This window comes from Breznakia sp. PFB1-19 (assembly GCF_029893935.1).
GTDB classification, from domain to species: Bacteria; Bacillota_I; Bacilli_A; order Erysipelotrichales; family Erysipelotrichaceae; genus Breznakia; species Breznakia blatticola.
The window spans coordinates 65,627-92,148 of sequence record NZ_JARXXJ010000008.1; the positions used below are offsets into that span (position 1 = coordinate 65,627).

Genomic DNA, 26,522 nt, shown 5'->3' on the forward strand with positions numbered 1-26,522 from the left:
CAGGATTATTCTGTAGGCTTGGTATTTTTTACTTTCAAGCGAAGTTTATCTAATGGATGGACATCCTTCATATTTTTAGAGATGGTACTCATCAAGAGTGAAGTAACATCTCCCATATCTTTGCGTGTTTCTTTATCCAGGTGGGAATATGCATCTAGCATACTACCTAATGATTTAAACCAAGATTCACCCATTTCATGAACGGTATCTGTACCCACACTAGCAAAAAGTTCAAACATCGAATCGATGAATTTCTTGCGATCATCAGGTTGAATTTGATCCATCCATGTCTTAATGGTGCGATCAATAAAATGACTATCTTCAGTGCGTGAATTTTCATATACGAACTGTTTTCCAAGAATTTGCCAACTATAGACATCGTGTTGGTTGATCCCTTTTTCTGTACTACTAACAACCGTATAAGGAAGATAGCGATACATCAGCATACCAATAATCGAACCTTGTGGAACATATGTATATACGTTTTTACTAAGTGGCTTTTTCGCAAATAGTGTTGCGGTATCTTTCTGAAAGCCAGGACCATCAAAGTTGTAGATGCCAAGGATTTGCTTTTGTAGTTTTGTTTTGGCAAACATACCTGCATAAATAGCTAGATTACCACCTTTAGAATGTCCACCAAGATAGTAATTGCCAGGTAAGATTTGACTTACTTCTTCAATATATGCAAGTGCATCTTGTTGTGCGGGGATGATAGTTAAGTACGTCATATTGAAATCTTCTTTCCAACCAACAAGCGTATTATCGGTTCCACGATAGGAAATATAGTATATATCTTTAGTTAATTGGATCGTAATACAAGCAAACTGTTTTTCTAGTATAGGATCAATATGATTGCGATATCCAGATAGTAAAAGATCTTTGAAGCGAATACTTTTTGCCAAAGCTTGTAAGAATGGTTGATCTTCAAGTTCAGTTGGACTTAGTGATTTGGGATCTACTGGCACCTTAAAATACATTGCTGCAACATCCGCCAGTGGTTTTGTTTTATCAAGTTGAAAGTCGACCATTTGATCAAAACGCAAATACGATAAGCGTGCAAGTATTAGTGCATCTATTTCATTGAAGGGATCTTGTTGGAAAGTTAGATCCCCACGCCAAGCAAGATAATCCATTATGTTTGTCATAGTTACTCCTTTTTGTATCTTCATTGTACATACAAACTATAAAAAAGCAAAATGTCAAAACTTTTTAACCATTTCTTAACAGTTTGTAAACAATAAGAACATATGTCTTACTTATAATTTACATGTAAGATGGAGGTTTGGATGAAAAAGATAGGAACAATACTAAGTCTTTGCTGCATTCTTGTAATTAGCGGATGTGGTGGAAGAAGTACAAGTGAAGGGATAACATCCATGATTATTGGCGGTTCAACGTCAATACAACCACTTATGGAAAGTATCGCAGAAACATACAATGAGAAAAACGATGCTTTAGTAAGTATCCAAGGTGGAGGTTCCAGTGTAGGGATAAAAGGAACGGAAGATGGAACCTTTCAACTAGGTATGGTTTCAAGAGAATTAAAACCTGAAGAAGCAAAGCAACTTGATCAAACGATCATTGCCTTAGATGGAATTGTCGTAGTTGTACATAAAGATAATCCAGTGGATTCCATCACGATGGAACAACTAAAAGATATTTATACTGGTAAAATTACCAATTGGAAAAATGTAGGTGGTGATGATAAAGAAATCGCTGTCGTCTCACGAGAAGAAGGTAGTGGAACACGCGATGGCTTTGAAAGCATTGTAGGATTTACATCAAGTGAATTGATTCGTAATTCCGATATTCAAAATGCAACAGGTTCCATAATTAGTGATGTATCGGTTAATGAACATGGGATTGGATACATTTCACTAGGATCCTTATCGGATAATGTAAAAGTATTAGAAATTGATGGCGTATTACCAAGTGAAGAAAGTGTAAAAGATGGAACGTATAAAATCCAACGTGCTTTCTTACTTGTACAGAAAAAAGGAGAGAAACAAGGTAGTGAATTATTTGATTTCATTTTCTCAGAAGAAGGAAAGAAACTAATTGAAGCACATAATTATATACCTGTGGAAAGGAAGTAGCGAATGAAACGTATGCATTCAAAATTAAGAATCGATGCAATCTTTAAAACCGTTGTTTTCTTTTTTACGTGTATTTCCGTAATTGCTTTAGCTGCCATTCTTATTTTCACTTTATTAAAAGCCTTACCATTATTTAAAGAAGTAAATATTATTGAATTTATTACATCGGATGTATGGTCTCCATCAACTGAACAATTTGGAATTGCATCCTTTGTTGTGGCAAGTATTCTTACAACGATTCTTGCATGTTTGATTGGAATACCTGTTGGTTTATATACAGCAATCTTTATTAGCGAAATCGCACCTAAGAAAATTGCGAGTTTTGTTTTATTTGCAGTAGAAATACTCGCATCGATTCCAAGTGTGATCTATGGATTTTTTGGATTAACTGTAATGGTTCCATTTGTGCAAAAACTATTTAACATTCGTAGTGGAACAACACTGTTTACGGCATCATTGATTTTGGCACTAATGATATTACCAACGGTTGTATCATTATCGACAAGTGCACTAAAAGCAGTACCGAAAACAATTGATGAAGGCTCGCTTGCACTAGGAGCAACAAAGATGCAAACGATTATGAAAACCAAAATACCATATGCAAAAAGTGGAATCCTGACATCGTTTCTTCTAGGTTTAGGAAGAGCACTAGGAGAAACCATGGCTGTTATGCTAGTAGCAGGAAATGCCAATATGATGCCACAACTTATTCCTATTAGTGAAGCGTATCTGAATGGTGGAAGAACTTTAACAGGTAACATTATTATGGAACTTGCATATGCTAGTGGAACCCATGAAGCTGCACTGTTTGCAACCGGGGTTGTCCTTTTTATCTTTGTATGTTTGATCAATATCATCATACTTAGAGTAAAACGAAAAGGGGTGGCACATTCATGAAAAAACGAACAATTATGGATGGTATCCAATACCTGTTTATCTTTTTAGCAAGTGCAATTAGTATTATTTCACTTGTTGTAATTATCGTATTTGTCTTACAAAAAGGACTGTCGCATGTAAGTTGGGATTTTCTAACAAACAGTTTTAGTCCAAGTGATCCAAATAGTGGAATCTTACCGATGTTAGTTGGAACGTTATACACGGTTGGACTAACCTTACTTATTGCGACACCAATATCGATATGTAGTGCACTCTATTTACATGAGTATGCAAAAGCAAATAAGATTACCGAAGTTATTCGTTTTGCCATTGATGGATTAGCCAGTGTTCCAAGTATTGTCTATGGACTTTTTGGATTTAGTTTGTTTGTGACAATCTTACAACCATTCACAAATGGATATTCCATTTTATCAGGATCTTTAACCTTATCAATTATGATACTACCGGTCTTGATTAAAACGATTGAAGAAACATTAAAAACCATTCCAAATGAACTTAGAGAAGCAAGTTATGCACTAGGTGCAAGTAAGGTACAAACCATCTTTAAAGTTATCTTACCAACAAGTTTGAATGGAATTATTAGTGCCATCATCTTAGCGATTGGTCGAATCGTTAGTGAAAGTGCACCGTTATTACTAACCGCTGGTATGGTGTACTATATGCCTGAAGGGATATTCTCTTCATCAAGAACACTAACAACCCACCTTTACTATCTAGCAAGTGAAGGTGTCAGTGATGAACAAAGAGCGCAAGCATTTGCGACGGCTACCATTCTAATATTGGTAATTGTTGCATTGAATCTTATTGTAAAATTGGTTGCTAGACGAATTCAGAAGAAAGTAGGATAATATGGAAGATATTAAATTTGAGGTAAAACATTTAAATTTGTATTATGGTGATTTTCAAGCATTAAAGGATTTGAATATCAACATAAAAGCAAACCGTGTAACTGCACTCATCGGTCCTTCTGGATGTGGAAAGTCAACGTTTCTAAGAACATTGAATCGAATGAACGATTTAGTAGATGGGGTAAAGATTACTGGTGAAATCAATATGGATGGTAAAAATATACTGTCTGATAAAATAAATACGATTGATTTACGGACAAAAGTTGGAATGGTATTCCAAAAACCAAATCCGTTTCCAATGAGTATTTATGACAATATTGCTTATGGGCCACGTTGTCAGGGTGTAAAGGATAAGAAGATACTAGATGAAATTGTTGAAAGCTCCTTAAAAGCTGCAGCGTTATGGGATGATGTAAAAGATAGATTAAATAAAAATGCATTAGGCATGTCTGGTGGACAGCAACAACGTTTGTGTATTGCTCGTGCAATTGCCATGAAACCAGAAGTCATCTTAATGGATGAACCTACGAGTGCACTAGATCCAATTGCAACACAAAAAATTGAAGAACTGATTGATATCCTTAAAAAGGATTATACGATTTTGATTGTTACACACTCGATGCAACAGGCATCAAGAGTCAGTGATGATACAGCGTTCTTCTTATTGGGGGAAATTGTAGAATTTGATAGTACTTTAAATATTTTCTCCAATCCAAAAAATAAGAAAACAGAAGAATACATTACTGGAAGATTTGGGTAAGAGGAGGATGTTATGCTGAAATTAGATCGTAAACTAGTAAAACTTGAAACCAGTGTTCGACATATGGGAAGACAAGTTATCGAACAACATAAAAACTGTGAAGTGTTATTTGAACATCCAGAAAAATCACTTGCTCGACAAGTAATGCACAATGATGAAATCATCAATAACTATGAAACAAACATCAATGAACAAGCAATTGCCGATATTGTCTTGTTGCGTCCAATTGCGACAGATTTACGTCGTGTGATCGTCGCAATCAAGATTGCTTCCGATTTAGAAAGAATTGGCGATTATGCAAAAAGCATGGCAAAGTTTGTGATTAAGAACTTAGACAATCCAGCAACACTAAAAATATTAAAAGAAGCAAGTTTCATCCAACAAAGATTGGTGAAAATGTTAGAGGATATCATGATTGCTTACAAACAAAAAGATGTTTCTTTGGCATATGAAATTCCAACACAAGATAAAGAACTTGAAGCACTCTTACAAGATTTCCGTAAGATTGTGATTAAAAATAATGTTGCCGACTTAGAAGATGCATTTAACTTATCTGCACTGTATCGCACGATTGGTCGTAGCAGTGATCATGCAGTAAATATCTGTGAACACATCGTTTACTTATGTAAAGGAATTCAATACGATTTTGACAAAGAAGAATAATCTAAAGAGGAAAGATACGGTTTAATGATGAATACTGTATCTTTCTTTTTGCAAAAAAGGATAATCAAAAAACCAAGATGAGATATTTTTGCCTATATAAACTCTTGATATACTGTGGTTGTCAAGGTACCAAAATGACAGTAAGATGATGATAGAGGAGTAGAATATGGCAAAAAAGAATAATTATAGCCAACTTGCACAAGAAGTCGTAGCTGCTGTTGGCCAAAAAGAAAACATTCAAAGCGTTACCAATTGCATGACACGTTTGCGATTCGTATTAAAAGATGACAGTATTCCAAATGAAGAAGAAGTAAAAGCAATTCCTGGTGTAAAGGGTGTCATGAATAAAGGTGGTCAATATCAAGTAATAATTGGAACCCATGTAAATGAAGTAATTAAGGAAGTAGAGAATATCATTGGTGTGTCGCCAGAAAGTGCACCATCAAAAGATAATGAAGGTTCATTATTTGATCGTTTCTTTAAAATGATCTCTGGTTGTATCATGCCAATTATTGGACCTATGATTGCAGGAGGAATTATCAAAGGATTATTAACTCTAGCGGTCACATTTGAACTAATTGCAAAAACAGATGGAGTGTATCTTATCTTATATGCAGCATCTGATGCAGTACTATACTTTATGCCAATTATCGTTGGATTTTCTGCAGGTAAAGTATTTCGATGCAATCCATATGTTACGGCTGCAATTGGAGCAGCACTTGTATATCCAGATTTAGTTGCTGCTGTAAATGGTGAACAAGCACTTAACTTTTTAGGCTTACCAATTGAAGCTGCAACCTATTCTAGTACATTATTTCCAATTATCTTAGCATCCTATGTTGCATCGTGGATAGAGCGTATTGCAAAATCAATTATTCCACAAATGTTACAACTTATGTTAGTGCCAACACTTGTATTAATGATCACAGTACCATTAAGTTGGCTGGCAATTGGACCAGTTATGAATATTGTATCAAGTGTATTATCTGATTTTGTTGTTGGGGTGTTTGATTTTAGTCCAATTATTGGAGGTATCTTATTTGGAGCATTCTGGCAAGTAATGGTGCTTCTTGGATTACATGCAGCATTTATTCCAGTGTTAATCAATAACATCGTAACGATGGGAAGTGATCCAATCAATGCGATTTTAGGATTAACTGTTTGGGCACTTGCAGGTGTATCACTTGGATATGCATTAAAAATGAAAGATCCAGAAAAGAAATCCATTGGATTTGGTGCGATGGCATCGTGTTTATGTGGGGTAACCGAACCAACGATTTATACAATTGCCTTACCACAAATAAAATGTTTTGCGGCTGCTTGGATTGGTGGAGGTCTAGCAGGAGGAATTCTTGGTGGACTTGGTGCACGTTTATATGCCATGGTTGGTGATGGATTCTTTAGAATTCCAGGAATGATTAATCCGGATGGTCTTGATATTAGTTTCTATGGATTTATTGTATGTGCACTCATTGCATTTGCAGTTTCAGCAGTACTTTCCTATGTATTAGCAAATAGAGAGGCATAATATTACTTTGAAGGTAAAGATAGTCCGTCTTTATCTTCTTTTTGCATCTATGATAAACTATGAGTAACAAGCATGAGGTGCACGATGATCAAACAAGAGATACTAGATGAGCTTATTACATTCACAGATGAAGAGATTGATAATTTGAATATGAAGCATAAAATTGATAAATCGATTTATATGCATGAAAATTCAAATGTCATTGATTATCGTAAATTACACGATGAGGATCGTTTGTTTTCTGTGCGTAAACATGCACGTTTTGCACAGTATCCGATGCATCGACATAACTATATTGAATTGTCGTATGTATATAGTGGATCAATGACACATGTAATTAGTGGAAAAAAGATTACCATCCAGCAAGGAGAACTTATTTTATTAAATCAAAATGTAGAACATGAAATTCTCTTTACTGGGGAAGATGACATTATCTTTAATTTCATTATTCAACCTGAGTTTCTCGAGTTTTTATCATCGATAGTGGATACGGATAATGAAGTGGTACGTTTTATTTTTCAGGCACTTTATTCCTATGATGATACAAAAGAATTTCTTGTATTTCATGAATCCAACAATCTAGTTGCTCTAGATTATATCGAATTGATTATTAGCGAACTGTATCGTCCACAGATGAATGCAAGGGTATCACTAAAACTATTGGTTGGTTTACTATTAACCGAATTGATGAATCATCCAGAAAATATTCAAACCCATAAATCAGAAAGTAGTGAAAGAGTCTTAATGAGTCGTATTCTTAAATACGTTCATACGAAATATAAAGAAGGTTCACTCGTTGTTTTATCAAAACAATTAGGAATTGCGGATTATAAGATATGTAAAGTCATTAAGAAATATACAAAATCGACATTTATTCAACTAGTTCAAGAAGAACGTTTAAAAAATGCTGTACAACTACTTATCAGCACAACTTTGCCTGTTGTCGATATTATGGAAGAAGTCGGCTACGAAAATATTACATACTTCTATAAGATATTCAAAAAGAAGTATCAAATGACACCAAGTGTATATCGCGAAACGTATAAGAAGGAAATAAAATAAGGTTTGCTTGATGGATGTCGTGTGATACGAAATGAATCATAGAAGTGATAGAGGTGAATTATGGAAAAAATTAACACATTATTAAAACATCAAGAAGCAAATCATCTGTTTCCATTTTTTTGGCAACATGGAGAATCACACGAGATATTACTTGACTATATAACAAAGATCTATGAAAGTGGCATTCACAATTTATGTATTGAATCACGTCCGCATCCTGCGTTCTTACAAGATCAATGGTGGGAAGATCTTGCCTTTATTATTAAAGAAGCAAAGAAGCGTCAAATGAAACTTTGGATTCTAGATGATGCAAAGTTTCCAACTGGATATGCAAATGGACAAGTACCAAAACACCTACAAAAGCAGTATTTACGAGTCCGTCGTTATGATATTTGCGGACCTGTATTGCAAGGAGAACTATCCATTGCACCATATGCAGAATTTCGACAACTCATGATGGATAAAGAACATCAAAATGATGCATTATATAAAGTATATATTGCAAAAAACGACACAAGTGGCCAAGATGCATTTATTGAAGATAGCTTGCAAGATGTTACAGCACAAGTGGAACATGGAAAATTAAAGATCCAATTAGATGCAGATCATTACAGTATCTTTGTACTATATACAACGTATTGCGGGCAAGAAGTAGGAACACGTGAATACTTGGATCCAACAAGAAAAGAAGCAACACAAATTTTACTAAACGAAGTATATGAGAAACATTGGTCGCATTTCTCGCAAGAGTTTGGACAAACCATTGTTGGTTTTTTCTCAGATGAACCACGTTTTGGTAATGCAAAAGGAGCGAATTGTATCATTGGAAAAACAGATATGGTTATTCCATGGAATATGACAATTGAAGAAAAGCTTCAACAAGCAAACATTTGTGAGGTATTCTTATTTACTGGAGTTAGTAAAGCAGCGAATGATGCTCGTTTTTACTATATGGATATCGTAAGTGATTTATATGCGAAAAACTTTTCAGCAGTCATTGGTGCATGGTGTACAGCACATGATGTAGATTATGTTGGACATGTGATAGAAGATAATAATGCACATGCACGTCTTGGGTATGGACCAGGACATTACTTTCGCAGCCTGGTTGGTCAAACGTATGCAGGTATTGATATTATTGGTGGTCAAGTGATTCCTGGAATGGATTATGCACATACTGCATTTTCAACAGGTGGAAGTGATGGAGAATTTTATCACTATGCACTTTGTAAGTTAGGACAATCTGCAGCAAAATTGGATCCAAAGAAAAAAGGCAGATTGATGTGTGAAGCCTTTGGTGCATATGGTTGGGTTGAAGGTTTACGGATGATGAAATGGATTACCAATCATATGTTGGTACATGGAGTAAATGTGATTGTACCTCATGCATTCAGTCCAAAACAGTTCCCGGATTTTGATTGTCCACCACATTTCTATGCACACGGCAACAATCCACAGTTTGCCTACTTTACGCAGTGGTCAACATACACAAATCGCTTATGTGAATTACTACAAGATGGACACCAGCAGTGTGAAATCGGTGTACTCTATCATGCCTTTGCTGAATGGCAAGGAAAAACAATGTTTGTGCAGAAAGTAACGAAAACACTCCAACAAAATCAGATTGATTGCAACATCATCAGTGAAGATTACCTTATTGATGCAACTGTGCAAGATGGAAAATATTGGATTGAACAATATGGATTTCATACACTTGTTGTACCGTATGCCCCATATTTACCTAAAAAACTAATGAATGCATTAGAAAAACTGGCAAAAGAAGTGCAAATTATATGGATTCATCAAGCACCTGCTGGATTGGAATCGATTGGGAAAACATGTACGTTGGATCAATTAGCTCAAGAACTCGAAAAAGATAAACTTGCTTATACAGAAACACCAGAAAAAGATTTAAGTATGCTACATTACATGCATCGTGCAAATAGTCATGTGTTTGTTTTTAATAATGAAAGTGTGACACATACAATTGATACACAAGTCAAACTACCTTTTGCGCAAGAACTGGCAATTTATGATGCATCCACTAATGAAGTATATACGCTAGATGCAAAGTATGATGAAACTTCTGTTACTTTCCAACTTACATTACAACCATATGAAATGTTGGTACTCGTTAGTACGACAGCTTCAAAATGTAAACCAAGTAAAGGATCATTTATACAAACATTAGATATGCTATCTTCATTGGAATGTAAAGCATATAATGAATCTTCATACCAACGTGTGCAAACACTAGATGCCTTACATAGTGAAGCATTTGCTCGCTTTAGTGGAAACTTGTTGTATACATATGATGTGCAACTAGTTAAACAAGATCATATACTTGAAATTGCAGAAGCAAATGAAGTTGTTGAATTAGTTGTCAATGGTACTTCTTGTGGTGTACAAATTGCACCACCATATCGATTTGTAATTCCTAAAGATGTAATCAAGCAAACAAATACGTTGCAACTGCTTATCACAAACACGTTAGTAAACAGTCAAAACGATGGTTTATCACAATATGTAGCACATAATGGACTGGGTATTTTATCCGATGTTTGTCTTTATTATGTAAAAGAAACTGAAAAATAAGTCATGGAGTAGGTTACGTTCACCAAAACTTCAGTCATATATCAAGGAAAGTCCATAGGTTTTATGGACTTTTGTATTATAATATGTTTAGGAGCGTACGGACTATGAAGAAATTATTAATCGTTGATGATGAAGCAAATATAAGAGAAATTGTAAAAAAATATGCAAAGTTTGAAGGATATGAAGTGTTAGAGGCAGAAGATGGATTGCAAGCTATTGATAAAGTAAAACTCAATCCAAGTATCGATCTAATTATAATGGATGCGATGATGCCAGAATTAGATGGATTTAGCGCATGTCGTGAAATCCGCAAATTTTCAGGTGTACCAATTTTAATGCTAAGTGCACGTGGAGAAGAATATGATCGTATCCACGGGTTTGAAATTGGTGTAGATGACTATGTGGTCAAACCATTTTCACCAAAAGAATTGATGATGCGTATTGCAGCAATTCTAAAACGTTATGAGAAAAACCAAACAGTTGATATGTACAACTACAAAACATTGGAAATCAATCATACATCACACCTAGTGAAAATTGATAGTGAACCATTAAATCTATCACCAAAAGAATATGACTTATTGTTGTATCTTGTTGAAAATAAAGATATCGCTTTAACTAGAGAACAAATTATCTCAAAGGTATGGGGATATGATTTCTTTGGTGATGATCGTACACTAGATACACATATTAAACTATTACGTAAAAAACTTGGACAATACAGTAATAATATTGTGACAATCCGAGGGGTAGGATATCGTTTTGAAGAGAATTAAGCTACAAAATCAAATAATGGCATTTATCTTAATCTTTGCGGCAATTATTATTGCACTGCTTTGGTTAATGCAAATTGTCTTCTTTGAGGAATTCTACCAAAACTATACAAGCCAACAAATTACACGTTCCGCTTCAAGGATGGTAAAACGGATTGATAATCAGGAAGAATTTAATCAATATGTGCAAGATTTGACAATCAATCAAAACTATTGTATTCAAGTATTTGAAAAAGTAGATGCACAACATTTTCAAGAATTACCATTAGCTACAGGAGAAAATGCATCTTGTGAAGCAATTCAAGCAAATCAAGATGTAAGTAAACTTTATGCAGGCGCATTAGAAACTGATAATGAACTTGTTGATGTAGAAGATATACAATTAGAGTTTGGTGGAAAGCCACTTGATGCTTTTACCAATATGACGGTAACCAATGTTATTACAAGTAAAAATGATAATACATATATGGTTATTGTGAATGCAAGATTATCACCAACCTCAGAAACCGTTGCAGCTAGTACGCGTCAATTGTTTATCATTACTTGGGTTGTGCTTGCAATGTCATTTATCATTGCGTATTTAATTGCTTGGACAATTGCAAACCCAATCAAGAAAACCAATGGAAAAGCAAAACTCCTTGCACAAAATAATTTAGATATTCACTTTGATGCAAGAGGGTATATGGAAATTGAAGAGCTTAATGATACCTTAAATTATGCCGTAGAAGAACTAAAGAAAGTAGAATCGATGCGTAATGAATTGATGGCAAATGTATCACATGATTTACGTACACCATTAACGATGATTACTGGATATGGAGAAGTTATGCGTGATTTACCTGGTGAAAATACCAAAGAAAATATTCAGGTAATTATCGATGAAGCACAGCGACTTACACAACTGGTAAATAACTTGCTTGATTTATCGAAAATCCAAACAAATCGTCAAGAATTGCATATTGCTGAATTTGATATCACCACGACAATTCAAGATATCGTCAACCGTATCAATAAGATGCTAGCAAATGATGGCTATATAATTGAATTTAACTACAGTGAAGAATTATTTGTGTATGCAGATAAAGAAAGAATTAACCAAGTGGTGTATAATATAGTAGGAAACGCAATTCACTTTACTGGAAGTGATAAGAAAGTATATGTGAATCAACGTGATGAAGGACATCGTGTCCGCATTGAAATCACAGATACTGGGAAAGGGATTAAGAAAAGCCAAATTCCATATATTTGGGATCGCTATTTCAAACAACCGAAAAAATGGAAACGACAAGATATTGGAACCGGACTTGGTTTAAATATCGTTAAGGGGATTTTAGAATTACACCGTGTTGAATATGGTGTCGAAAGTGAAGTCAATAAAGGAACAACCTTCTTTTTCTATTTAGATAAAGCGTAATGTTGGAGGGATAGAATGAAACGTGTGATAGTCATGTGTATAGTCACATTGATGCTCTTTGGATGTACAGGCAACAATACTGAAACCAATAAGAAAACAACGACAGCGACGAAATCAAAAATCGAAGCTGTTGTTGAAGTTGCATATAATGGACAAAAATACACACTCAATGAGAAACAAACAAATACGTTACTGGAGTTACTTGATACATGTCCGTATGATAGTGATCAATTTCATGAAGAAACAAATCCAGAAGGGTATCGTTTAACGCTATCAAATAGTGATTATCACATCAAGGTGTACAAAGGTAGTCATATAATAAAAACTATCGATGTTTGGAAGGAAGCAAATCATGCCAAAATCGATGAATATTACTATTTTATTGATGATATTGCACTAGAATTACTACAATTTTTAGAATCTGTCACAACAAGCTAAAGGAAGAGTGCTAAACACATAATTCTTCCTTTTTTTCTATGCTATAATCATGGTATGTTAAAAATCAAAGAAATCATTGTGGTTGAAGGAAAACATGATACAGCAAAGTTGAAACAATACTTTGATGTAGATACCATTGAAACCAATGGCTACAATCTTTCCAAACAAACAATCCGACAAATCCAACAAGCAAATACAACGCGAGGCGTCATTTTATTTCTTGATCCAGATCATGTTGGAGAAAGAATACGTAGAGTGATTAATGAGCAAATTCCAAATTTGAAAAATGCCTTTATTGAAAAAAGTAAGAGTAGAACATCAAAAAAAGTTGGAATTGAACATGCAAACGAAAAAGATTTGCTTGATGCATTAGAACATGTAGTAAGTTTTACACAAACAGATACAACCACACTTTCAATGGAACAGTTTTTATCACTAGGCTTGCAAGGGCAAAGTGATAGTGCAGTTAGACGACAAACAATTGCAAATGCCTTTCATTTAGGAAAATGCAATGCAAAGACATTATATAAACGCATCAATATGGTGGGTTTAACCTATACACAAGTAGCAGAAATCATAGAGGATACACATGGATAGAATTATTGCGACACCTTCCTATACAAAGGAAATATTAGAAAAGCATCAAATGTATGCAAAAAAGAATTATGGACAAAACTTTTTAGTTGAACCACAAATCGTGGAGAAAATTGCAGTAGAGTCTTTGTTATCAGAAAATTCAACTGCATTAGAAATTGGACCAGGGATCGGTGCATTAACGCAATTTTTGGCGATACACGCAAAAAAAGTCATAGCTTTTGAAATTGATGATCGTTTACTTCCTGTACTGGACGATACTTTAGCTCCATATAACAATGTAGAAATTATCCATCAAGATTTTCTACAAGCTGATTTAGCTAAAATTCTTGCAGATGAAAGCGAAGTAGTCGTAGCAGCAAATTTACCATACTACATTACAACGCCAATTCTTTTTAAGCTATTTGAAAGTGACGTTAAAATTAAAAAGATAACGGTTATGATGCAAAAAGAAGTAGCCGATCGCTTTTCAGCAAAAGTAAATACAAAAGATTACAATGCACTAAGTATTGTGAGTCAATATAACTATGATGTCCAAACGATTTTAAAAATCAGTAAACATGTGTTTAATCCTAAACCAAATGTGGATAGTGCAGTTGTACAGTTTACGTATCGCCCAAGCAAATTGGTAGATAATGAAGAAGCGTTCTTTGAGTTAGTTAAAGCCTGTTTTAAACAACGAAGAAAAACGATTTTAAATAACTTAGGTGAATACCTTCAAGATAAAGAAAAAGCCAAAGTGGCATTAGAAGCAGCAAACCTTGATAGCAAACGTCGTGCTGAAAGCATGGAAGCTACAGAGTTTGCTAGACTATATGAGGTGCTACATGATCATTAAAGCCAATGCGAAAATCAATATTGCACTAAATGTGATTAGAAAAAGAGATGATGGCTATCATGAAATGGATATGATTATGACACCTATTGATTTACATGATACTTTGCATATTGAAACTGCTAAAGATGATGCATTTTCAGCAAATATAGATATGATTTTTGATGAAAGTAATACCGTCGTAAAAGCACTACATGTTATGCGTAAAGCATATCCATCAATTGGTCATTTCCATATACATGTAGAAAAACGTATTCCAATGCAAGCAGGACTTGCAGGAGGAAGTGCAGATGGTGCTGCAGTAATCGTTGCTATCAATAAACTGTGTGACTTACAACTAACAGAGGAAGCCTTGTTTGCTTTAGGTGTTAAAGTAGGTGCAGATGTGCCATTTTGCATTGCTAATACACTTGCACGCGTGCAAGGAATTGGAGAAAAAATCACACCGATTGATGCAACATTAGATATATCTGGAATCTTAGTCAAACCAGCTAGTGGTGTTTCAACAAAAGATGCATTTGCTGGAATTGATTTTGCAAAAGCAGTTCATCCAAATATCGATGCGATTGTTGATAAGATTACAATGCAAGACGATACATATCTTGCACTGCTAGATAATACACTTGAACAACCTTCACTATCATTAAATGCTGATATTAAACAAGTTAAGCGAGCACTAGAAGCATATGGCTTTCCAGTAGTCTTGATGTCAGGAAGTGGTAGTTCCGTTTTTGCATTAAGCAAAGATAAAGAAGCGCTTGCAAAAGCGAAACAAGAATTAGAAAATACGTATGATTTTGTACAATTGATTGAATTGCATAAATAATGAGGATACTATGAAACTTAATGTAATGAAACCAAAAATTAAAAAACCAAATATTAAAGCACCTAAGGTACTAAAACCTAAACAAAAACACAGTGTGAACAAATTAAGTGAAGACTGGCGTGTGTATTTTAAAGGGAATACGTCCGTGCGTTTTGATTATGGAGCATTTAAATATTTATTTAGAGATTTAGAACATACTTATATTTTAACCATTCATTACGACCAACAAAACGATTTAGGATTTCCAACTAAAGAAGAGTTAGAAAAACTATATCTAGTAGAAGATCAAATTGAAAAACAGTGGGGTCGTAAAGGATTCTATTTCGTGGGAACACGAACACAAGATGGAAATCGTGATTTTGTCTTTATGAGTAAACATATCATTCGTTGGGAATCGATGTGTAATCAACTGTTACGAAACCACAAAGACTTACAGTCAAAGATTGTGACTCGACTTCATGATCATGGAAAGTTTTACCAAACAAAACTATATCCAGATGCGTATGGATTTAACTGGATCAAAAACGATACAATTATCAACGATTTACGAAATCAAGGAGAACTATTTTGTAAAGCACGTGAGATTGATTTCTACACGTATTTTGAAACCAATGAACAAGCAAAAGCCTTTGCTAGTTCACTTGATGATGTATTTGCAGATATTCATGAGTTGGATATTTGTGAGGTAGAACGCAAAGGTATTCAAGTATTTGTCTCAGTTGTGGATATTCCACAAATGGACTACATTATGCAAACAACAAATGCACTAATTACATTAGCTAAAGATCACGATGGTGAATTTGATGGTTGGGGTACTACAATCGAAAAGGATTAAGTACTTACATTGAAGAAACTCTGGGGATTTGTTATAGTGTATAATGAATTCGAATATAAAGGAACGAGAGATGAAAGAACTACAAATAAAACAAACAACACTTGGTCGTGGCAAAGCAAAGATTTGTGTACCCATTGTTGAAACAACAGATACAGAAATACTAAAAAAAGTAGAAGCAATTGTTGCTTCAAAAGCAGATATGATGGAATGGCGTGTCGATCACTATGACGATGTTCTAGATGAGAAAAAACTACTTCCATTATTACGAGAAATCAACGAAATTCGTAAAGATAAACCACTGATTTTCACATTCCGTAATGCAAACCAAGGTGGTGTGCGTGCAATTGAAAGCCGTGATTACAGTTTGCTGTATAATACGATTATCTTAGGAAAGTTAGTTGATATTGTTGATATTGAAATGAATGTGGATCCAGCAGTTGGTCAACCATTAGTCCAAAAGGCAAAGCAAGCAGGAATTGCAGTTATTTTGTCTTACCATGATTTTGATTCAACCCCAACAAAAGACGTTATCATTAAACGCATGCAACATATGTATACACTAGGTGCAGATATTGCAAAAATCGCAAATATGCCAAAAAGTCAAAAGGATGTCGATGCAACGGTTGAAGCTGCTAAAACATTAAAAGAAAATGGTGATCTGTTCGTAGCAATTTCGATGGGAGAACTCGGTGAGTTCACACGTGTACATGCTACAACATTAGGTTCATGTTTAACCTATGCAGCACTTGGTACAGTGAGTGCACCAGGGCAAGTAGAAATAGAAGATTTAATTAAACGAATGAAATAAACTAGCATTTTTATCACATTATGCTAAAATAAATATATTGATGTGTGCAGGAGTTAAGAAACCGTAAGTGTTTTTTAGTGCTGCACTTTTTTTGTGGAATAAATAGTTCTGATTATGAAGTTGTTGATAGTATAGAAATAGAGTATATAAAAGAATATTCTTATTCTGACAATAAATTAAGAATTAGAATTTGCTGGGGGATAGATAATGGTAAAAAAAATAGTAAAATTCATACTTGTGATTACAACCGTTGTAATTGCAGGATGTGAAGATAAAGTTGAGAAAATTTCTAAAGAAATGCTCACGGAACAACAACAAATTGAATATGATGAATTTTATGAGAATGAAAACATCTATCACGGAGAGTTTTTTGATATAACATTTGATACCTTTGATTCGAATTTTGCAAGTTATAAAATAGATCAAAATGAACTAAGACTTACAAAATTTAAAAATGGTCCAGACACATTAGGAATAATATATGCTGCATATGAAAATGATGGGCTACTAATTGGTTTGAGTATAGTGCCAAAGACTAACAAAGAATTTACAAACCTTCGATTTTATCTAGTTCAAAATGAACAAATAATAGCAATATCGCCAATACTGTTTTTCAGTTGTAGTGAAGATCGATGTGTTAATATACGAAAAGATGAGATTGAAACTTTTGGACCGTATTATCCATATTTTCTAATAGCATATAACTCAAATGAACAAGAAAGTTTACTTTCTTATTATCGTTCATTAGGCGATATAGACAAAGATGAAACAGATATATTTAAAACACTTACTTTAGAAGTGCGAGAATATAAAGAAAATAGTAATGACTATGAAGTTGTAGATTGTATTGAAATTGAATATGTGAAATGATTAATTAAGTAGACGATTTAAAGTTCAAGTATCAGGAACTCGCTCTATGAAAAGTGTGAAGAATTATATAGCTCAAAATACAGTTAATACAGTAATAGACATACTAACTACAGAGGGCCGGTATTGGAGGGTATAGATACAATGAAAAAAATAATATATTTATGTTGTTGTATTTGTATAATGTGTGGTTGTACAAAATCAAAAACAATGGATAAAGTACAATACATATGTACACAAATTAATGATGATACAACAACTACGGTAGTAAGTACATATCAAAATAATGAAATAATAAATGTTGAACAAAAATTTAAAATACCATATAGTGCATACGCAGAAGATAAAGAAGAGTTTATATACAAGATGACAAATGATATTGAGAATCACACAGAAAACGAAGGTCAAACATTTGAATTTACACCGTTTGATGATTCGTTTGAATTGAGTATTGCTGTAGATTTTGAAAAAGTTGAAAATGTAATTCCATTAGATACAAGTTACATCTCGATGATGATATCAGTAGATACGTTGGAGAATGAAGATGAATTCATTAACGCTCTTAAAAAGGGTGGATATACATGTGAATCAACAAATGAAAGTGATAAGTAATCGATACATTTCATGATCTAAGAAAATTATGCAATTTGAGTGATTAAAAATTCACATACAAATAACTATAGTTGAAAACTCCGATAAAAAGTTTTGGCTAACGAAAGTCATTTCACTATAGACGCAATAGACGCAGGAAAAAAGCATTGTTGATAAATATATCTACAACAATGATACTGTTTTAGTTACAAGTTTAATTGCTTACAATAATATTAATGGAGACTTTTTCAACTAAGGGTTCATTCATACCCAAATTCAAATATTACATTTTAATATTAACAAGAACTGTTAGAAAATGAAGAAAAACAAGGAAATATAAGGTTCAGTTCATGATGACCATTGTGAATACATGTGATTTATAAAAGAGCTAATTGTAAGGTAATGAAAATGGAGAGAGCATGATCAAAAAAACAGACAACATTAAAAAATATACATTTTATTTGCTAATTCTCATATTTCTAGTTTCTTGTGATTCAGCAAGTGGAGAGCAAATATGTAATATGCAGACAGCAGATAAGGAAATAAAGGAAAAAGTATATTATAAAGATGAAGAGATTATTAAGAGGGAAGTTACAACGAAATATTTAAATCGAAATGAAGAAGATATTCAGGGTTTAAAGAAAGAGCTTGAGGCAAACTATGAGCAAGCGCTAAAAGATATTCCATATATAACTGTGAATGTTAGTGTTGAAGATGATGTAGTAATAGTTAGTGAAATCATAGAATATAATGAGAAATCCATCAATATAATATCACCTAGTGTTAGTTTTCTTAAGAGAGAAGAGTATATAAACAAACTACAAAAAAGAGGATATATCTGTGATTAGTAAAACTATGTTCAGCTATCAGTGAACTATAGAATTGTATGATCCTATAGTGACATCAAAGTTTTTATCAGATGAATATAACAACGATGAGATTATAGTCAAGGTACAAAGTAATGCAAGAACAAATACTAATTTGTTTGATCCAGATGGTGACAAGAAAAAAGATAGAAACAAAAATTCAAATAAGGGTCGAGTAGCTTTGCGAACTTGATGAGTGGTAGTACTTACAAGAAAAATATAATTTTACTAGAACATACTATGAAGGAGAATATTGTATGCAATTAAATAATACAGAAAAAATGGCATTTGAATTTGATTCAAAGATTAGAGATTTTTTTGGAAATAGAGTTGATAACTTTTGTGTTTCGAATGTAATAGATGATATTAATCATCAATCTTTTACCATAGAATTTACAGCATATAATTATTTTAATTTGATGATTAATTATGAACGAGGAAGAATGGGAGCCGCTATTTCTAGTGGGAAACTTGGAATAGGTATTACAAATAGTCAAAAATGGTATGAAGAAGCAGATTTTTATACTTTTTTTGAGGAACTCAAAAATGAGCTTGAATTAAGAATACCCGACAAATATTTAAAGCATTATGGATGGATGTAGTAGCAAAAAGTATTAAAAGCTAAAAATTAGAGCATTTGCTCTATTTCTTTAGATCATACAGGGATCGAATAAGAAACCAATGACTAATAAAAGAGGCATATGCTACTGCTGAAAAACTTAGTTATACTAAAACCAATTCCTGCACCAGAAATGGAGGCAGGGTTTATAAAAGAGGAAACGGATATATTAGTCTAAACATAGAATCTCATAATGATGGAATATAGAAGATGGATGATTCAGTAAATAATTTAAACTTAAAAACTATACGAATGGGAACGTACGATGCGAATTTAAATTGGATTGGAGATTAAATATGAAAAATATTGTTGGTAAAATCACGTTAAGAGATGTAGTAGAACTAAAATTACAATATCTCAAAAGATTAACACAAAACACTAAGGATGAATTATATGAATATAATTGCGGGAAATTAGATTCTTACAAGAAAATTTATATTGACATAAGTGAAATGGATGAAAGAGATTTTTTAACAAAATATTGTAAAAAGGCAATCAAATTTTCTAAGAAAATGGATAATGAAAACCCAAAGTATAGCCAAAGAATAGAGTTTCAAGCTGGAGAGAATAATGCGATTATAGAGTTTTTATCAATCATAAATCCAGAGTTTGAGTATTTTGAAAATGTTGATGAACTTGCTAGGAATAATAATTTTTAATTAATTAAATATTAGTATTTTTGTTGATTCAGGAGTCAAATATACTGATAAGGAAATATTAGAGGTATCTACAGCCCCATATATAAGAAAAGACGAAAGATATGGTAGAAATCTATATGAAAACTGGTATGCTGAACCTTATGAACTTGGATACAATGGACATGGAAAAGAGAATTGTGTCATATTTTCGATGAAAGAAGCATACAGCCGAGTCAAAGTTTATTAGTAATAGCATAAGAAAGAAGTAAAGAAAGGGGTAATATTGTGAGTCAATTGAGTCATGATAGAGTATATCAAATGGGAAAGAAAAAATTAGTTTTAATAATAATTTTGATTTTATTAGTTGGATGTTCAGACCAATATGAAGCAATCGATCTCGATAGTTTCTCAGGAAAACAAAAAGAACTCTATAAGGAATTTTATAATAATGACATAATATTCGAAGGGGAATACTTTGATGTAGTTTATAACTTTATCGAAGATGATTTCATAAACACAGATAAAACTAAGATAAGAGAGACTGAATACAAAAGTGGACCAAATAATTCGCTTATGATTTTAGATTACGCATATATTTATAATGGAGCATTGGTTGAATTATCTGTAGTTCCAAAAACAACAAAAGAATTTAAAAATCTCAATTTTGTATTGAAAAAAGGCAATGATGTGATTGGTTCATCGCCATACACAGTCTTTAATTGTAAGATAATATGAAGTGACCCCCTAAGTTGTCTAAACGTGGATTTAGATTCATAATAGAAATTGTAAAAATAATATTAAGAATCGTTACCATAACGACAATAGGAGGTCACTATGAAAAGTATAATTTATATTGGTATGGATGTCCATAAGAACAGTTATAGCTTATGTGCTTATGATGGATTAACTGGAGAAATCTTAGGAGAAGTAAAATGTGGAGCAGATGTCAAAAACATTGAAAAATTTATTAGAAGAATAAGAAGCAAATATGAAGATACTGTTGATATTTTAACAGGATATGAAGCAGGATGTTTGGGTTATTTTCTTTATCATCAATTAGTTGATAAAGGTATTGCCTGTGATATTTTAGCACCAACAACAATGCAACGTTCAAGTAAAGATAAATTAAACAAAAATGATAAGCTTGATGCACGAAGTATTGCACAAAATCTCGCGAATGGAACTTATAGGAAAGTATATGTACCAAACGATAAAGATGTAGAAATTAAAGAATACATTAGAATGATGGAAGACTTTAAATTAGAAAGAAAAAAAGTCAAACAACATATTAATGCATTAACTTTAAGACACGGTCAAAAGTATGAAGGAAAATCAAGATGGACAATAGCACATATCAAATGGCTAAAGTCTCTTGAATTATCAGATTTGCTTAGAGAAGTCCTTGATGAATACTTAAATGAATATGATACATTGAATGACAAAATCGAAAGATTTAAAGAGAAATTAATAGAAATGTCAAAAGAGGAAGTATATGAAAAACCGATATCACAACTAAAGTGTTTAAAAGGAATAGATGTAACATCAGCAATGACGGTACATGTAGAAATATCAGATTTCAATCGTTTTCCAACAGCAAAAGCATTTGCATCTTATGTAGGATTAACACCAGGACAAGCATCAAGTGGAGATAAAGTCACATATCTAAGTATAACCAAACAAGGTAACTCAACAGTAAGACGGTTACTAGTGGAATGTGCACAAGCATTGGTGAAGGGTACGGCAGGAAGTAAATCAAAAGCACTAAAAGCAAGACAAAAAGGACAAAGTCAAGAAACGATTAAATATGCCGATAAAGCAGCGGAAAGACTACAAAGGAAATTCAATAAAATGATCTATCGAGGAGTAAATAGAAACAAAGCAGTAACAGCGATAGCAAGAGAGTTAGCATGCTTTATCTGGGGAATGGAAACAGGAAATATAAATTAAAACGTTATCTTACTATACTCGGCTATAGTTGATATATAGAATTAAAAAATTAAGAAAGAAGAGGTAGACTATAGAAAGAAAAATTTACAACATTGATGGCATGTATGAGCTTCGAAGCAGAAATGAGACAGGTCTAGTTACCTACGATTCTCCTTTTCTGGCATGAGTGATAATTAAATGTAATGCAAACACGTAATTATAGAAGCTTGTGATCCACGTATTAAGATTATAGAACTAATTTGACAGGCCATTAACCTGAGGTAACCAATCCTAGAATAACAGAGTGGTTAACTGTCGATAAGATCTTGTTTATTCGGGGCTTTTATGTGCCATTGATGACAATTTAATAATTAAGGTTATTATGAATGTAAATTTACTCTTGACAATGGTCACTTCATAACAGGAGAGTATTTGTGTTAACATTTCCGAAGAAGACAGTTCAACCTTCGGTCCATATTATCCTCATTTTCTATTTTTATATGAGGGTTACGAGATAGATGGTTATATATATGAATATAACGGTATACAAAATTTTCGAAAAGAGGATATTAATAAACTTTACGACTTAACTCTTGAAGTTGTTGAAACACCAGACTTATCAAAAGCAAAATCATATATAGTTGATGAAATTAAAATAAAGTATTCCAAATAAGTGCATATTAAACTAATTAAAATATCCTACACATACGATATGAATGGAAATAAACTTTTTCCAGTAAATGATGAAGGTGTTAAAATGTATACATATAATGATAAAAACCAATTAGAAAGTGTTGAAAACACAAAGGGGGTAAGCAGTTACTACTATAACGATAATGGAAACTACACAAGTGAAATGAACGAGTTGAGAAATTATACAATTAATAAGACTGTATATGGCGACAGTGTTGTTTGGATTTTTGACGAAGGGAAAGGTAATAAGGTATTCAACAGATAGCTAGAGTATTTTCTAAAAGCAAATGACTCCAAAATACCAACTGACTTATAAAGTGTTATAAGTGCGTTTGATTTAATTGAACTTGATATGTATGTAGAAAATTCAACGGAACATGAATTAAAAGAAGACTAGCAGAAAGTTTTTGTAGGAGTTGATGCATATATAGAAACTGCCTACTATTATTACTACAAATTCGAATTTGACAATATTGTTAGATTATATGTTTTAAAAAAAGTAAACAATACTTGGAAGAAACAAAATGTGGATAATGTACAGGGTTCGGTCCTTAAGAAAATGAGTATTGGGAGATAAAAGAATGAGAAAAATTCAACAACAAGAGTCAAATATATCTTCAGGTTTTTTAACTATTGAATCTGGAGCGTATAGTGTGATTGGTACTAGTAGTGCTATGATGGAAAAGTTAGCATTATTTATCATAGAATTATCTATTAGGAATCTTGATTCTATAAATGATGACGAAATCATAAAATTATGGAAAGATATTCATAAATTGCCTTTAGTCTATAAAATCAAATAGATTATAAAGAGGTGCAGCTAGTTAACTAGGGGTACTTAGAAAAAAACTGAGAATGCACAAGGAGATAAAATCAGTGAAAGCAAATAAGATGTACGAACCTATCAAAAACAAGAACGGAATGATTATAAAGGAGTTATCGATGTAACTGCTTCAAGTAATACAAAAGTCAAAAATGCATTTGATGATCTATGCCAACAAGTAAAAAAAAGAAACAAATGGTGGTGTTCATATTTGGATGGAATGTTACTACAAAAAATAAGGGGTAAAGAATATGAGTTATAAAAATTTCAAGAAAGCAATTGAATTAGCTAAGAAATGTGATGGATACTTGACAGGGACAGGTATACCCGAAAATGTAATAAAAGATGCGGAGTGTAAACTTAATGTACAGTTTTCTAAACAATTAACTCTTTATCTAACTAAAAATGGATTTATTGAATATGATGGATGTGAAATTTATGGAATAATCAAAACAGATTTTAGTGCTATACCAGAAGGAAGCATTGTAGAGTCCTGCATGTACTATAGAAAGAAAAACAATTTACCACGAAATTGGTTGCCTATTTATAATTATAATGATGGATATATGGCTTTTTTAGATTATGGAGATTTAAATGAAGAGCAGGAACCAAAAGTCATTATGGGAATATATACAGGAGAACAATATGAAAAAACTAATAATTTAGCAGAAGATTTTGGTGACTTTATTCTTTCATTAGTAGAAGAACAATTGGCAAACCAATAACGATTTAGTGATCTAAATTCATCAAGATCTATTCGTGAAGAAATTGGCAAAAATATATTATGTGTATTCAAAAAGATGAAACGATTGTAAAAATATACCATATTTCGAATTAATTCTAGTGAGTACAACATGCTAAATAGATCGGAGAAAAATCGTTATTAGATGATATTGCGATAGGAAAGCAACTTTTTGTAGTTTTCATTTGTGGAATGAATACATTGAATCCAAATATGTTGAACTTAATGTTAGAAGAACAATTAACTGATAAATATGATGATACATACCTTGACCTTAAAAATAATTAGGATTATCTATAGGAGCGATGTAACCTAATAGTTAAACAATTATTTGATTTAAATCAGTTGCAATGATGGGAAAAACGTATGTTATTTGATGAATGGGTATATGGATAAAATGCTTGGTTTTACTGAAGTAGAAGAGATAGGAGAATTTTGGTATGCAAAGTAAAGAAATAAGAGATATAGCAGATGATGTAATGTTAGAACTTGAAACTGCTTTTGAAAAAATTGGCAAAGACTATATTCTAGAAATATATGAAGAATCAATTCAGCATGGAAGATTCCAAATTGAGTTCAATGCATATAATTATTACATATGTGTAATGACATATGATGGTGGAATCTTCGGCTGTAGTATAAAGCAAGGAAGTTCATATTTAAATCTTGATTCCAAGTCAATATGGTTTGAGAAAATTGAATTAAGTAGCTTTTTTTGTGATTTAAAGGACGAACTTGAATTAAGAATACCCGATAAATATTTAATAAGCAAAGAATATAGATAAAAGACTATAGATAAAAACGGCTATAACAATTGTTTGTAACAAGAAGAGTGATTCCTGCAATTGATCCATATTCTTGTCCAAAAGTATATAATGCACATGTGAATTTACGATATGTGAGTTTTAAGACATTACATAAGAGGAAGTTTTTTAGTGGAGATCATTTAATGTTTTTGTTTTAAAACTGAAATAGATTAGCTTGATTAAGAAAGAGTTTAATGCGTAAACAAGCAGCATACACATTACGAATAGCTATATAGTGACTATTACTGAATGGACAAATCATTAAATTTTAGAGGAGATAGTGATGAATAATTTGAACACACTGCAAATTCATTTACCATATGAATTTTTAAAGAATAAAATTAGTATTTCATGGTGTGATACATTATTTGGAATAAATAATAATTATCTAAATGAAGAGAATGCAATTGATTATGCAATAGATTTACTTTCTAATGAAAACTATTATGATCATAATAAAATTATGGAGATTGCTATTTTGCACAGAAACGAATCTACAATCTTATATGTAGAAAAAATTGTTGGTGACTCTTGTATTGAAAAAGAACAAGAAACAAAAGAGAAATTCCTATACAGTGTTTTATCTTTTGTATATGAAAATAAGGAAAAGTATGATGATGCCTTTGAAGTAGTAGAAGTTATTTATGCAGACTTTGGATTTCCAAAAGAGATTTCTTCATTTGTTAGATATATGCCAATAAAAGAACCTCTGCTCGCTACAAAGGACCTAAATGAAAAAAGAATGTATAAGTATTGGGCAGACTATTTAAAAATGCAATCAAAAACTGTTGGATGCTAAAAGTAAGGATTATAGAAATATAAAATGTATTCTAAAATTAGACAAATTAATGATAAATACAAGAATGATGGATTAAAAAGAGTACGGCAGTGTCAATAATTTTGTGTAAACGTCACAGTAGAGTCTAATTGTATCGTTTATCGAACATGTCATTGATTTCTGCTTGTACTACTCCGAACC

The 26,522-nt window shown here is 32.6% G+C and carries 29 protein-coding genes; 28 read left to right on the forward strand and 1 reads right to left on the reverse strand.

Annotated elements, in window-relative coordinates:
* Positions 1-5: 5 nt before the first annotated feature.
* A complete protein-coding gene (locus M2098_RS05650; RefSeq protein WP_280682376.1) occupies positions 6-1,145 on the reverse strand; it encodes an Mbeg1-like protein in 1,140 nt (379 codons plus the stop codon).
* A 141-nt stretch (positions 1,146-1,286) separates the two neighbouring features.
* Here M2098_RS05650 and M2098_RS05655 point away from each other — a divergent pair, with 141 nt between their 5' ends.
* The 28 genes from M2098_RS05655 (at position 1,287) to M2098_RS05790 (ending at position 26,342) form a co-directional block, all read left to right on the forward strand.
* Positions 1,287-2,096 carry a phosphate ABC transporter substrate-binding protein gene (locus tag M2098_RS05655; protein ID WP_280682374.1) on the forward strand — a complete coding sequence of 270 codons (810 nt, stop codon included), beginning with the start codon at positions 1,287-1,289 and terminating at the stop codon, positions 2,094-2,096.
* A 3-nt stretch (positions 2,097-2,099) separates the two neighbouring features.
* Entirely contained in the window at positions 2,100-2,993 is an 894-nt protein-coding gene (gene pstC / locus M2098_RS05660; RefSeq protein WP_134168968.1) for a phosphate ABC transporter permease subunit PstC, read from the forward strand.
* The gene (gene pstA, locus M2098_RS05665; protein ID WP_280682372.1) at positions 2,990-3,841 is read left to right on the forward strand and encodes a phosphate ABC transporter permease PstA; all 852 of its coding nucleotides are present in this window, start codon (positions 2,990-2,992) and stop codon (positions 3,839-3,841) included. The genes pstC and pstA overlap by 4 nt, the downstream gene beginning before the upstream one ends.
* 1 nt (position 3,842) lies before the next feature.
* A complete protein-coding gene (gene pstB / locus M2098_RS05670; RefSeq protein ID WP_134168964.1) occupies positions 3,843-4,601 on the forward strand; it encodes a phosphate ABC transporter ATP-binding protein PstB in 759 nt (252 codons plus the stop codon).
* Positions 4,602-4,613: 12 nt separating this feature from the next.
* The gene (gene phoU / locus M2098_RS05675; RefSeq protein WP_280682369.1) at positions 4,614-5,264 is read left to right on the forward strand and encodes a phosphate signaling complex protein PhoU; all 651 of its coding nucleotides are present in this window, start codon (positions 4,614-4,616) and stop codon (positions 5,262-5,264) included.
* Positions 5,265-5,430: 166 nt separating this feature from the next.
* Positions 5,431-6,792, forward strand: a complete 1,362-nt coding sequence (locus M2098_RS05680; RefSeq protein WP_280682367.1) for a PTS transporter subunit EIIC — start codon at positions 5,431-5,433, stop codon at positions 6,790-6,792.
* Between the two features lie 84 nt (positions 6,793-6,876).
* Positions 6,877-7,854, forward strand: coding sequence for an AraC family transcriptional regulator (locus M2098_RS05685; RefSeq protein WP_280682365.1), 978 nt, complete (start codon positions 6,877-6,879; stop codon positions 7,852-7,854).
* 60 nt (positions 7,855-7,914) lie between these two features.
* Positions 7,915-10,449: a hypothetical protein gene (locus M2098_RS05690; RefSeq protein WP_280682363.1), complete on the forward strand. Its 2,535-nt coding sequence runs from the start codon at positions 7,915-7,917 to the stop codon at positions 10,447-10,449.
* A gap of 104 nt (positions 10,450-10,553) precedes the next feature.
* Entirely contained in the window at positions 10,554-11,225 is a 672-nt protein-coding gene (locus tag M2098_RS05695; protein WP_134168954.1) for a response regulator transcription factor, read from the forward strand.
* Positions 11,212-12,636: a HAMP domain-containing sensor histidine kinase gene (locus M2098_RS05700; RefSeq protein ID WP_280682359.1), complete on the forward strand. Its 1,425-nt coding sequence runs from the start codon at positions 11,212-11,214 to the stop codon at positions 12,634-12,636. The genes M2098_RS05695 and M2098_RS05700 overlap by 14 nt, the downstream gene beginning before the upstream one ends.
* A gap of 15 nt (positions 12,637-12,651) precedes the next feature.
* Positions 12,652-13,074 (forward strand): hypothetical protein, encoded by a 423-nt coding sequence (locus M2098_RS05705; protein ID WP_280682357.1) that lies wholly within the window; start codon positions 12,652-12,654, stop codon positions 13,072-13,074.
* Between the two features lie 54 nt (positions 13,075-13,128).
* Complete coding sequence (gene rnmV, locus M2098_RS05710; protein WP_280682355.1) at positions 13,129-13,671, forward strand: ribonuclease M5; 543 nt, start codon at positions 13,129-13,131, stop codon at positions 13,669-13,671.
* Positions 13,664-14,506 carry a 16S rRNA (adenine(1518)-N(6)/adenine(1519)-N(6))-dimethyltransferase RsmA gene (gene rsmA, locus M2098_RS05715; RefSeq protein ID WP_280682353.1) on the forward strand — a complete coding sequence of 281 codons (843 nt, stop codon included), beginning with the start codon at positions 13,664-13,666 and terminating at the stop codon, positions 14,504-14,506. The genes rnmV and rsmA overlap by 8 nt, the downstream gene beginning before the upstream one ends.
* Positions 14,496-15,329 carry a 4-(cytidine 5'-diphospho)-2-C-methyl-D-erythritol kinase gene (gene ispE, locus M2098_RS05720; RefSeq protein ID WP_280682351.1) on the forward strand — a complete coding sequence of 278 codons (834 nt, stop codon included), beginning with the start codon at positions 14,496-14,498 and terminating at the stop codon, positions 15,327-15,329. The genes rsmA and ispE overlap by 11 nt, the downstream gene beginning before the upstream one ends.
* Positions 15,330-15,339: 10 nt before the next feature.
* Positions 15,340-16,164: a DUF695 domain-containing protein gene (locus M2098_RS05725; RefSeq protein WP_280682349.1), complete on the forward strand. Its 825-nt coding sequence runs from the start codon at positions 15,340-15,342 to the stop codon at positions 16,162-16,164.
* Positions 16,165-16,234: 70 nt separating this feature from the next.
* Entirely contained in the window at positions 16,235-16,972 is a 738-nt protein-coding gene (gene aroD / locus M2098_RS05730; RefSeq protein ID WP_280682347.1) for a type I 3-dehydroquinate dehydratase, read from the forward strand.
* Between the two features lie 207 nt (positions 16,973-17,179).
* Positions 17,180-17,842 carry a hypothetical protein gene (locus tag M2098_RS05735; RefSeq protein ID WP_280682345.1) on the forward strand — a complete coding sequence of 221 codons (663 nt, stop codon included), beginning with the start codon at positions 17,180-17,182 and terminating at the stop codon, positions 17,840-17,842.
* Between the two features lie 141 nt (positions 17,843-17,983).
* The gene (locus M2098_RS05740; protein ID WP_280682343.1) at positions 17,984-18,451 is read left to right on the forward strand and encodes a hypothetical protein; all 468 of its coding nucleotides are present in this window, start codon (positions 17,984-17,986) and stop codon (positions 18,449-18,451) included.
* Positions 18,452-18,849: 398 nt separating this feature from the next.
* A complete protein-coding gene (locus M2098_RS05745; RefSeq protein ID WP_280682341.1) occupies positions 18,850-19,278 on the forward strand; it encodes a hypothetical protein in 429 nt (142 codons plus the stop codon).
* A 275-nt stretch (positions 19,279-19,553) separates the two neighbouring features.
* Positions 19,554-19,898, forward strand: coding sequence for a hypothetical protein (locus M2098_RS05750; protein ID WP_280682339.1), 345 nt, complete (start codon positions 19,554-19,556; stop codon positions 19,896-19,898).
* Positions 19,899-20,211: 313 nt separating this feature from the next.
* The gene (locus M2098_RS05755; RefSeq protein WP_280682337.1) at positions 20,212-20,574 is read left to right on the forward strand and encodes a hypothetical protein; all 363 of its coding nucleotides are present in this window, start codon (positions 20,212-20,214) and stop codon (positions 20,572-20,574) included.
* Positions 20,575-20,871: 297 nt separating this feature from the next.
* The gene (locus M2098_RS05760; protein ID WP_280682335.1) at positions 20,872-21,288 is read left to right on the forward strand and encodes a hypothetical protein; all 417 of its coding nucleotides are present in this window, start codon (positions 20,872-20,874) and stop codon (positions 21,286-21,288) included.
* A gap of 99 nt (positions 21,289-21,387) precedes the next feature.
* Positions 21,388-22,500: an IS110 family transposase gene (locus M2098_RS05765; RefSeq protein ID WP_134171455.1), complete on the forward strand. Its 1,113-nt coding sequence runs from the start codon at positions 21,388-21,390 to the stop codon at positions 22,498-22,500.
* A 652-nt stretch (positions 22,501-23,152) separates the two neighbouring features.
* A complete protein-coding gene (locus tag M2098_RS05770; protein ID WP_280682332.1) occupies positions 23,153-23,437 on the forward strand; it encodes a hypothetical protein in 285 nt (94 codons plus the stop codon).
* Between the two features lie 316 nt (positions 23,438-23,753).
* Positions 23,754-23,975, forward strand: a complete 222-nt coding sequence (locus tag M2098_RS05775; RefSeq protein ID WP_280682330.1) for a hypothetical protein — start codon at positions 23,754-23,756, stop codon at positions 23,973-23,975.
* Between the two features lie 271 nt (positions 23,976-24,246).
* Positions 24,247-24,720, forward strand: coding sequence for an SMI1/KNR4 family protein (locus M2098_RS05780; RefSeq protein ID WP_280682329.1), 474 nt, complete (start codon positions 24,247-24,249; stop codon positions 24,718-24,720).
* A gap of 457 nt (positions 24,721-25,177) precedes the next feature.
* Positions 25,178-25,522, forward strand: a complete 345-nt coding sequence (locus M2098_RS05785; protein ID WP_280682327.1) for a hypothetical protein — start codon at positions 25,178-25,180, stop codon at positions 25,520-25,522.
* Positions 25,523-25,826: 304 nt separating this feature from the next.
* Complete coding sequence (locus M2098_RS05790; protein ID WP_280682325.1) at positions 25,827-26,342, forward strand: DUF2247 family protein; 516 nt, start codon at positions 25,827-25,829, stop codon at positions 26,340-26,342.
* The last annotated feature ends 180 nt before the right edge of the window (positions 26,343-26,522 follow it).

Bases quoted from the DNA above. Each gene is read 5' to 3' on its own strand.
- M2098_RS05650 (WP_280682376.1), bottom strand. From the start codon at position 1,145: ATGACAAACATAATGGATTATCTTGCTTGGCGTGGGGATCTAACTTTC.
- M2098_RS05655 (WP_280682374.1), top strand. From the start codon at position 1,287: ATGAAAAAGATAGGAACAATACTAAGTCTTTGCTGCATTCTTGTAATT.
- pstC (WP_134168968.1), top strand. From the start codon at position 2,100: ATGAAACGTATGCATTCAAAATTAAGAATCGATGCAATCTTTAAAACC.
- pstA (WP_280682372.1), top strand. From the start codon at position 2,990: ATGAAAAAACGAACAATTATGGATGGTATCCAATACCTGTTTATCTTT.
- pstB (WP_134168964.1), top strand. From the start codon at position 3,843: ATGGAAGATATTAAATTTGAGGTAAAACATTTAAATTTGTATTATGGT.
- phoU (WP_280682369.1), top strand. From the start codon at position 4,614: ATGCTGAAATTAGATCGTAAACTAGTAAAACTTGAAACCAGTGTTCGA.
- M2098_RS05680 (WP_280682367.1), top strand. From the start codon at position 5,431: ATGGCAAAAAAGAATAATTATAGCCAACTTGCACAAGAAGTCGTAGCT.
- M2098_RS05685 (WP_280682365.1), top strand. From the start codon at position 6,877: ATGATCAAACAAGAGATACTAGATGAGCTTATTACATTCACAGATGAA.
- M2098_RS05690 (WP_280682363.1), top strand. From the start codon at position 7,915: ATGGAAAAAATTAACACATTATTAAAACATCAAGAAGCAAATCATCTG.
- M2098_RS05695 (WP_134168954.1), top strand. From the start codon at position 10,554: ATGAAGAAATTATTAATCGTTGATGATGAAGCAAATATAAGAGAAATT.
- M2098_RS05705 (WP_280682357.1), top strand. From the start codon at position 12,652: ATGAAACGTGTGATAGTCATGTGTATAGTCACATTGATGCTCTTTGGA.
- rnmV (WP_280682355.1), top strand. From the start codon at position 13,129: ATGTTAAAAATCAAAGAAATCATTGTGGTTGAAGGAAAACATGATACA.
- rsmA (WP_280682353.1), top strand. From the start codon at position 13,664: ATGGATAGAATTATTGCGACACCTTCCTATACAAAGGAAATATTAGAA.
- ispE (WP_280682351.1), top strand. From the start codon at position 14,496: ATGATCATTAAAGCCAATGCGAAAATCAATATTGCACTAAATGTGATT.
- M2098_RS05725 (WP_280682349.1), top strand. From the start codon at position 15,340: ATGAAACTTAATGTAATGAAACCAAAAATTAAAAAACCAAATATTAAA.
- aroD (WP_280682347.1), top strand. From the start codon at position 16,235: ATGAAAGAACTACAAATAAAACAAACAACACTTGGTCGTGGCAAAGCA.
- M2098_RS05735 (WP_280682345.1), top strand. From the start codon at position 17,180: ATGGTAAAAAAAATAGTAAAATTCATACTTGTGATTACAACCGTTGTA.
- M2098_RS05740 (WP_280682343.1), top strand. From the start codon at position 17,984: ATGAAAAAAATAATATATTTATGTTGTTGTATTTGTATAATGTGTGGT.
- M2098_RS05745 (WP_280682341.1), top strand. From the start codon at position 18,850: ATGATCAAAAAAACAGACAACATTAAAAAATATACATTTTATTTGCTA.
- M2098_RS05750 (WP_280682339.1), top strand. From the start codon at position 19,554: ATGCAATTAAATAATACAGAAAAAATGGCATTTGAATTTGATTCAAAG.
- M2098_RS05755 (WP_280682337.1), top strand. From the start codon at position 20,212: ATGAAAAATATTGTTGGTAAAATCACGTTAAGAGATGTAGTAGAACTA.
- M2098_RS05760 (WP_280682335.1), top strand. From the start codon at position 20,872: ATGGGAAAGAAAAAATTAGTTTTAATAATAATTTTGATTTTATTAGTT.
- M2098_RS05765 (WP_134171455.1), top strand. From the start codon at position 21,388: ATGAAAAGTATAATTTATATTGGTATGGATGTCCATAAGAACAGTTAT.
- M2098_RS05775 (WP_280682330.1), top strand. From the start codon at position 23,754: ATGAGAAAAATTCAACAACAAGAGTCAAATATATCTTCAGGTTTTTTA.
- M2098_RS05780 (WP_280682329.1), top strand. From the start codon at position 24,247: ATGAGTTATAAAAATTTCAAGAAAGCAATTGAATTAGCTAAGAAATGT.
- M2098_RS05785 (WP_280682327.1), top strand. From the start codon at position 25,178: ATGCAAAGTAAAGAAATAAGAGATATAGCAGATGATGTAATGTTAGAA.
- M2098_RS05790 (WP_280682325.1), top strand. From the start codon at position 25,827: ATGAATAATTTGAACACACTGCAAATTCATTTACCATATGAATTTTTA.